Origin of the sequence: Streptomyces sp. NPDC003077, assembly GCF_040611095.1 — a bacterium.
Taxonomy (GTDB): Bacteria; Actinomycetota; Actinomycetes; order Streptomycetales; family Streptomycetaceae; genus Streptomyces.
Map to the genome: position 1 here is coordinate 21,155 of NZ_JBEXNM010000101.1, position 3,340 is coordinate 24,494.

Consider the following 3,340-nt stretch of genomic DNA (forward strand, 5'->3'; position numbering starts at 1 on the left):
GTGCGCTGGGTCTCGGGCCGGGGGCTCTCGCCCCCCCCGCCCCCGCGCTCGCGCAGGCGGCCGGGTGCCCGCTCGTTCCCGGGAGCGGGGGCCCGTCGCCGCTGGAGTCGCCCGAGTTCGACCCGTGCGCCCTCCAGGCCCGGCCGCCGGACCTGCTGCGGCGGCGGCAGCACGGGCGGGCGGTGGTCGCGGCGGGGGCCGCCGCCATCGTGGCCGCGGCGCTGCTGGGCATGCCCGGCGACGGCTGGGGCCCGGACGGTCCCGCGGCGCCGCCCTACGCACAGAACCCGGCGGCGCGCGCCGCGCTCGACCCCGCCCGGCTGACCCGGGCCGCCGTGGGCGCGTGGCAGAACGCGCCGCGCCGCGACTTCTCGGTCTGGCCCGCCCGGGGCGACCGCGTGGAGGACCGGGCGCTGCTGCGGCGCGCGCTGGCGGTGTGGGCCCGGCCCGGCCGCTCCGTGCAGGTCGCCGTCACGCCGGGCACCGCCGCCGGTCCGCCCGCCGGGCCCCCGCAACTGCTGTACGCGGGCGTGGTGGACCGGGCGACGGTGGTCCTGCTGTACGACGGGCTGCGGGTGGCGCGGTACGCCGAGACCGCCGAGGACCCGGGGGAGGCGGGGGGCGCGGCGCTCGACCTCGCCCGCGTGGACGGCGCCGACACCGCCGACGCCGGCGCCCTGGTGCTCAACCGGGCGGACGAGAACGTCCGCTACCTGACGGCCCCCTGGGCCCAGGACATCCGTACGGTCGACCTGCTCAAGCCGGGAGCGAAGGGCGCCGCGCTGCACGTCGGCGCGGACGGCGCGACGGCGCCCTCGCCCACCCCGCGCCTGGCCCCCGTCCCCGCCAAGGCCGGCAACCCGTCCGGTCGCGGTCCGGCCCCCGGCGCCGACTGCACCGCGTGGCCCGCCCTGCGAATGGACGGCCGCCTGCTGACCGACCTCGGCGAACTCACCCCGGCCCGCCTGACGTACGGCGCACCGGCCAAGCCCGGCGAGGTGCGCGGCAAGGACGCGGAGACCGCCTGGGCCCGCACCGCCTGCCACCTCCGCGCGATGCGCGGGGTCGGCGTGCGGACGGTGAACACCTGGCAGTTCGCGCGGCAGTCGCTGCCCGGCCACGCCGGGGAGGCCCGCTGGACGTGCACCCGCGCCGACACCTGGCGCGGCGCGGGCAGCCGGACGCTCGCCCAGTTGCAGGCGCCGGCACGGAACGGTCAGCGCTATGCGCCCGGGGCCGTCGTGGCGCACTCCGAGAACGGCCCCGCCTGCGGTCCGCGTGATCCCCGCGCGCTGACCGGCGTGATGTGGAGGGCCCCCAACGGCCAGTGGTGGATGCTCGCGGCGGGGAGCGACCAGGTCTCGGAGATCACCGCGAGCGGCGGGGTACGGGGACGGGCCCGGGGCCAGATCCTGGCCGTCCGCGCCACGCCGGGCAGCCGCGCGCACCTGAACGCCCGGACGGCGAGCGGGGAGCCGCTGTCGGTGCTGCGGTGAGCGTGCGGCAGTCGTCCAAAAACTGGCACCGGCACGGATATTGAACGGTTGACAGATCTGGAACGGTTGCGTGCGTGGCGTGTTCACGCCTGAGCGGGTTGGGGCGGAAAAGGCGCGGGAATGATCGTCGGCGTCCCGAGGAGGTGAACGACTGAGCGAGGAGCTCTCACCGAGAGCCGTCGCCGGGCAGTTACCCGCCCGTTCCTTGACGCCATGTCTCACAAGGCTTCGCCGCTGCCGGGACCGCCCCCGCCCTCTCTTCGACCGGAGCAGCCTGAGATGCCGAGCACGAACCGTCGGGCCCGCACGTCCCGCACCGCCCGCACGCCCCGAAGAACGCGCCGCCGGGGACTTCGCCTCGCGCCCCAGATAGGCACGGTCCTGGCCGTCATCGGGACGACGGTGGCCGTCGGGCGTGCGCTGCGGCGCGTCAAGACCTCCTCCACACGGCCGTTCCTGGCACCCGTGCCACCCGTCTCGTCCGTCGCATCCTCGTTGCCCGATGCATCCCTCTCATCCGTCCCATCTGTCACGCCCCTCTCGCCCGTCTCATCGCAGGCCGACCAGCGTTCCGGGCCCCTGCGCCTGACGGTCGGCGAGCGGATCGTGGAGGCCGACGGCGTGGTGCGGCTGCGGCTGGACGGCGGAGGTGGTCCGCTGCCCGGTTGGGAGCCGGGGGCTCATCTGGACGTGGTGCTGCCGTCGGGCGCGATCCGCCAGTACTCGCTGTGCGGCGACCCCGCCGACACCGGCTCGTACACCATCGCCGCCCGGCTGATCGAGGACGGCCGGGGCGGTTCGCGCGAGCTGCACGAACGGCTCCACGAGGGCACGGTCGTCGAGGTGCGCGGTCCGCGCAACCGCTTCCGGCTGGAGGAGTGCCACGCCTATGTGTTCATCGCGGGCGGCATCGGCATCACCCCGATCCTGCCGATGGTGCGGCAGGCCGAGTCCGAGGGGGTGCCGTGGCGGCTGGTGTATGGGGGGCGTTCGCGGGCGTCCATGCCGTTCCTGGCGGAGGTCGAGAAGCTGGCCGGGGCGGGTGCGGACCGGGTCACGATCGTTCCCGAGGACGAGGACGGGCTGCCCGACCTCGCCGCCGCGCTCGCCGACGCCCCACCGCACAGCGCCGTTTACTGCTGCGGCCCCGGGCCCCTGATGGACGCCGTGGCCGCGCTGCTGCCCGAGGGGCTGGCCCTGCACACCGAGAGGTTCACGCCCGCGGGCCCGGCAACGGTGGAGCCCGCGCCCGTTGGACCCGCGTCCGCTGAGCCGGCAGCGGTGGTGCCGGAGGACGCCGGGGAGGACGGGCCGTCCGCGACTTCCGGGGAGGACGGCCCGTCCGAGACCGTGGCGTCCGAGGCTGCCGCGTCCGAGACCGCCGTATCCGAGACCGCCGCGTCCGAGACCGCCGCGTCCGAGGCTGCCGTGGAAGCTTCGTCCGCGAACGCCGGGACGATCGCGGACGCCGAGCGTGACGTGACCGCGAACGCCGGAGAGGACACGGCGTCCGAAGCTCCCGGCGGCGACACCCCGTTCGAGGTCGAGCTGCGGCGGACCGGCCGCACCGTCACCGTCCCCGCGGACACCAGCGTCCTGGCGGCCATCCGGGAACAGGCGCTGCCCAACGTGCCGTACTCCTGCGAGGAGGGCTTCTGCGGCACCTGCCAGCAGCGGGTGCTGGCGGGCGAGGTGGACCACCGCGACGACCTCCTCACCGACGACGAGCGCGAGGACTCCCTCCTGATCTGCGTCTCCCGTGCCCGGGGGGAACGGCTGGTGCTGGACCTGTAAAGAACGGGCCATGACCACCGGCGCGGCCGGGCGAGGGCGGTCGCCCGGCC

At 76.2% G+C, this 3,340-nt stretch carries 2 protein-coding genes; both read left to right on the forward strand.

Features of this window, described 5'->3' with window-relative positions:
• On the forward strand, positions 1-1,496 hold a 1,496-nt coding region (locus ABZX96_RS35935), incomplete at its 5' end, for a hypothetical protein (protein WP_355553128.1).
• A gap of 279 nt (positions 1,497-1,775) precedes the next feature.
• Positions 1,776-3,290, forward strand: a complete 1,515-nt coding sequence (locus tag ABZX96_RS35940) for a PDR/VanB family oxidoreductase (protein ID WP_355553131.1) — start codon at positions 1,776-1,778, stop codon at positions 3,288-3,290.
• Positions 3,291-3,340 lie beyond the last annotated feature (50 nt).

Excerpts from the sequence above, each read along its gene's own strand:
- ABZX96_RS35940 (WP_355553131.1), top strand. The coding sequence starts at position 1,776 with ATGCCGAGCACGAACCGTCGGGCCCGCACGTCCCGCACCGCCCGCACG.